The sequence below is a fragment of the Roseateles sp. genome, from assembly GCF_052436255.1.
Classification (GTDB): domain Bacteria; phylum Pseudomonadota; class Gammaproteobacteria; order Burkholderiales; family Burkholderiaceae_C; genus Pelomonas.
In genome coordinates this window covers 1-4,191 of the sequence record NZ_JBQVNP010000259.1, presented here as the reverse complement: position 1 = coordinate 4,191, position 4,191 = coordinate 1, and the positions used below count along the sequence as shown (strand labels likewise).

4 protein-coding genes and 1 pseudogene are annotated in these 4,191 nt (G+C 65.6%); 4 read left to right on the top strand and 1 reads right to left on the bottom strand.

Annotation, left to right across the window (positions count from 1 at the left end):
* A partial coding sequence (locus ACT6S0_RS27090) for a hypothetical protein (protein ID WP_444766829.1) occupies positions 1-595 on the top strand: 595 nt, incomplete at its 5' end.
* A 54-nt stretch (positions 596-649) separates the two neighbouring features.
* On the opposite strand, the pseudogene ACT6S0_RS27085 reads toward ACT6S0_RS27090, so the two are convergent.
* A pseudogene (locus ACT6S0_RS27085) lies at positions 650-1,951 on the bottom strand (UDP-N-acetylglucosamine 1-carboxyvinyltransferase).
* A 189-nt stretch (positions 1,952-2,140) separates the two neighbouring features.
* Here ACT6S0_RS27085 and ACT6S0_RS27080 point away from each other — a divergent pair.
* The 3 genes from ACT6S0_RS27080 (at position 2,141) to ACT6S0_RS27070 (ending at position 4,102) form a co-directional block, all read left to right on the top strand.
* The gene (locus ACT6S0_RS27080) at positions 2,141-2,785 is read left to right on the top strand and encodes a DUF2625 domain-containing protein (RefSeq protein ID WP_444766828.1); all 645 of its coding nucleotides are present in this window, start codon (positions 2,141-2,143) and stop codon (positions 2,783-2,785) included.
* A gap of 142 nt (positions 2,786-2,927) precedes the next feature.
* Entirely contained in the window at positions 2,928-3,341 is a 414-nt protein-coding gene (locus tag ACT6S0_RS27075) for a GFA family protein (protein WP_444766827.1), read from the top strand.
* A gap of 104 nt (positions 3,342-3,445) precedes the next feature.
* Entirely contained in the window at positions 3,446-4,102 is a 657-nt protein-coding gene (locus ACT6S0_RS27070; protein WP_444766826.1) for a hypothetical protein, read from the top strand.
* The last annotated feature ends 89 nt before the right edge of the window (positions 4,103-4,191 follow it).

Sequence of the window (4,191 nt, the reverse complement as noted above, 5' to 3'; positions counted from 1 at the left end):
CACCGAGGCCGTGCCCGTCGACGACAGCGGCCAGCCGATGAACGGCCACCCGGACGGCGCATGGCTCGGCGCCTACTCCTTCGAGCAAGGCGCCGAAGGTTGGAAGCTCACTGGCCGCAGCGATGCAGTCGACTACCTCGGGTTCATGGGTTTCATGGGCAACACGAAGGTCGAACGCATCACGCCCCGGCGCTTCGCGCTCACCATCACCAACGGCAGCTGCTGGCAGGGCTACTGCGGCCGGTGGTTGTCGGTGTACGGGCTCGAAACGGGCAAGGTGCGCCCGCTCGCCTCGGCAATTCCGCTGTCCGCCACCAACGAAGGCGCCGACGAGGCGTGCGGGAAGGTACTGAAGTCGCAGAAGCCCGACAGCCAGCCGCAGCACGAGTGCTACGACATCAGCGGTACGCCCCGCTTCGTGGCAGCGGGTGCGGAAGACAGCACCCCCGGCGAACTGCGCATCGCATTCAAGGGCGCGCGCACCGCCAGCGCCAAGGCCCGGCGCGTGGACACCATCGACACCACGCTGGTCTACGCCTACCGCAACGATGCCTACGTGGTCACCGAAGGACGCAACCCGGTGCCTTCGTTCTGACAACGAGGGCGATGGCGACGGCGGCAGAGCGCCTCGCCCTAGCCTGCTCGTCCGTCACTCCTCGCTGGTCCACTCCACGCGCACGCCCAGGCTGCGCAGGTTCTCCACAAAGCGCGGATGCGCGCGGCGGATCGGCGCGGCATTGCGGATCTCGGAGCGGCCTTCGATGCTCGCCGCCACCATGAAGAGCGCGATCGCCACGCGGATGATGTACGGGCTCTCGACCACTGCGGGCGTCAGCGGGTTGCCGCCGAAGGTGATGAGCCGGTGCGGGTCGGAAGAGAACACGTGCGCGCCGAACTTCGAGAGTTCGCCCGTCCAGCCCAGCGCCCCGTCGTACACCTTGTTCCAGAACATCGCGTTGCCCTGGGCACGCACGCCCAGCGCGATGAAGATCGGCAGCAGGTCCACCGGAAAGTAAGGCCACGGCGCCGCCTCCACCTTGGTGAGCACGTTGCTCGTGAAAGGCGTCTGCACCTTCAGCGGGCCGCTGCGGATGGCGCGCGACCAGCCGTCCTCGTGCACGATCTGCACGCCGAACTTGGCGAAGGTGCGGTCCAGCAGCGGAAAGTTTTCCGGCGCGCTGTTGCGCACGATCACATCGCCGCCCGTGATGGCGCCCAGCGCCAGGAAGGTCGTGATCTCGTGGAAGTCCTCGTCGAAGCGGAACTCCCCGCCCTAGAGCGTGCCGCCGCCGTGCACCGTGAGTCGCGAGGTGCCCATGCCCTCGATGCGCACGCCGATCATGGTCATGAAGCGGCAGAACTCCTGCACGTGCGGCTCCGAGGCCGCGTTGGTCAGCGTCGAGGTGCCGTCCGTCGCGGCCGCGCACAGCACGAAGTTCTCGGTGGTCGTGAGCGAGGAGTAGTCCAGCCAGGGGTCGGTGGGCGTGTGCCTGCGCTTGCTGCGAGGCAGCAGCGAGCCCTCGGTGCGCTCCACCTCGCCGCCGAAGCGCTGGAACACCTCCACGTGCGGGTCGATCTCGCGCACGCCCAGCGTGCAGCCCTTGACGTTGTCCTCCAGCCGCGCCACGCCGAAGCGCGCCAGCAGCGGCGGCACCAGCATGATCGACGAGCGCATCTCCTCGGGCAGCCGGTGGCGCGACGCGTCGAAGGCCGTCTCGCGGTGGTGCAGCTCGAGCGTGCCCGTCTCGTGGTCCATCTGCACGTCGCTGCCCAGGGTGCGGAAGATGTCGAGGATCTTGCGCACGTCGGTGATGTCGGGCACGCCATGCAGGCGCAGCGGCTCCCAGGTGAGCAAGGTGGCACAGAGCACCGGCAGCACGGCGTTCTTGTTGGCGGAGGGAGTGACGCGGCCACGCAGCGGCGTACCGCCGTGCACGATGAGGTTGGACATGGAGGAAAGCGAGACGGAAGCGGGAGGCGGTGGAGAAAAGGTGCGGAGACAATCCGAAACCGGAAGCGGGAACTTTACCGTCTGAAAGCGGCATGAACAGCCTTGAAGTTGTAAGAACTTCAAAGCAGAAGCCGTCGTAATAACAATTCTTTCGCGTTACATGCAGCTTATTTTCCGAGCCAAACTCCCATGCGCACGCTTGACGACCTGATCGACGCCGAGGACTCCGCCCTGCCTCTGGTCAAGGAATGGGCGCAAGGCACCAAACATTCATTCGAGGTTCTGCCTCCCTCCCAGGACAGGGAGCGCGTGCTGCTCGCACTCCAGGTCACGACGCGCTCGACCATGGGTGCCGTTGCATACGAAACCGGCGGCCTGCTGCTCGACCACGGCTGGCTGCGTGTGCTGGGCTCGGGGCACCCGAAGCTGCCTCGCAACATCGTTGACTGGAACAAGGAGCGCTCCGCCGGCTTCCTGCTGGTTGCGGACGACGTGGTCGGAGGCTTCTTCGCCATCAACGGTGGCGGGCTCGGAGACGACGCTGGCGCCATGTATTACTGGGCACCGGATAGCCTGGCGTGGGAACCGCTCGAGATCGGCTACAGCGACTTCATCGAATGGGCATCGACCGACCGGCTGCAGGCTTTTTACGCCGACCTGCGCTGGAGCGGCTGGGAAGCCGAGATGAAGAGCATCGGGGCAGACCAGTGTTTCAACTTCTACCCCTTCCTGTGGACCAAGGAAGGAGCCGTGCAAACCAGCGCCCGAAAGGCCGTGAGCATTGCCGAGCAATATGCGCTCAATACGGAGCTGGCAGCAAACATGGGTGGGTAGCTCGAGCTTCGCCGCGGCGTGAAACTCATGTCGGGCCACGATTCGCGACGAACTTGTTACTCACCCGCCCTGCCCTTGTCCAAATAGATTGGTCGCCTCCAGCCAGCCCCGCTGGCCAGGCAACCTCGAAAGGACAAGACAAATGAGCCACGCTTACACCGGCGGCTGCGCCTGCGGCGCCAACCGCTACGAAATTCCGGCCGAACCGATCTTCCAGAACCAATGCCAGTGCCTGGACTGCCAGCACAAGAGCGGCACCGGCCACGGCTCGTACCTCAGCTTTCAGCGCGGCAGCACGAAGCAGACCGGCCAGGCCACGCTGTGGGACATGGTCGGCGACAGCGGCAACGTCAAGACCCGCGCCTTCTGCCCCACCTGCGGCTCGCCCGTGTACATGACCTATGCGGCAATGCCCGACGTCATCACCGTGCATGCGGCGAGCCTCGACGACCCGGGCAGGTTCAAGCCGCAGGCGGTCACGTATGGCGTGCGCGGGCATGCGTGGGATTTCCTGGATCCGGAGCTGGTCAAGTTCGACAAGATGCCGACAGCCTGAGGCGAGGGACAAGGAAGGCGCGATCCGCTTGCACTCGGGCTGCGCCAGCTCCATGACTTTGTGCACTTATCGCGGCGCGAAGGCCACTTCGACAATGCATCGCCATGTCGTCGAACCCGCCTTCGCCATCGTCCGTCTACCCACGCATCAGGACCGCTGGTTTCCTCCAGTCGGTCCAGCCCAGGCTCGACGAGATCGAGGCATTGGGCGGCGATCGCGAGGCGCAGACGCCCGTGGCCTATCCCTTCGCCGGCGACAGCGGCCTGCTGGTGACCTATGCGTTCGACACGCCGACCCAGTTCATCACCTTGACGAACGAAGGCATGGCGAGTCTGGGGCTGACCCCGGAGGAGCTGCATGTCCGGGCGGTCGACAACATGCTCGCGAAAGTGCTGCCCCAGCTCGGCACGCAGGATCTGGTGCTCTACAAGGCCCTGGTGTCCGGCGGCGACTTCGAGGCCTGCCTGCTGCTTGTGCCGGGCCTTTGGGAGGAGTTGACCAACGACTTCCAGGGTGAACTGCTCACGGTGGTCCCGAGCCGCAACGTCATCTACTTCATGGACAGCAAGGCCGGCTTCGAGGCTTCGGGCGAAACGATCGACCCCGGGCAGATCCTCGGGCTGATGTGCGCTGCGGCCGGAAAGATCAGGGCCGAAGCCGGCCCGCACGGCTTGTCGGACAAGGTGCTGGCCCTCACCCCCGACGGCTGGCGCGTGCGCGGCAGCTTCGCGGATCCTTCTTCATCGCTGAGCAGCGGCTGAGACATGCGGAAGAAGACGGAGCCCCCATGCGCCTGATCCGGCACAAGAACCATTCCCGACCGGAGGAACTCATCGCCATGCATCCGCAC

Bases quoted from the DNA above. Each gene is read 5' to 3' on its own strand.
- ACT6S0_RS27080 (WP_444766828.1), top strand. From the start codon at position 2,141: ATGCGCACGCTTGACGACCTGATCGACGCCGAGGACTCCGCCCTGCCT.
- ACT6S0_RS27075 (WP_444766827.1), top strand. From the start codon at position 2,928: ATGAGCCACGCTTACACCGGCGGCTGCGCCTGCGGCGCCAACCGCTAC.
- ACT6S0_RS27070 (WP_444766826.1), top strand. From the start codon at position 3,446: ATGTCGTCGAACCCGCCTTCGCCATCGTCCGTCTACCCACGCATCAGG.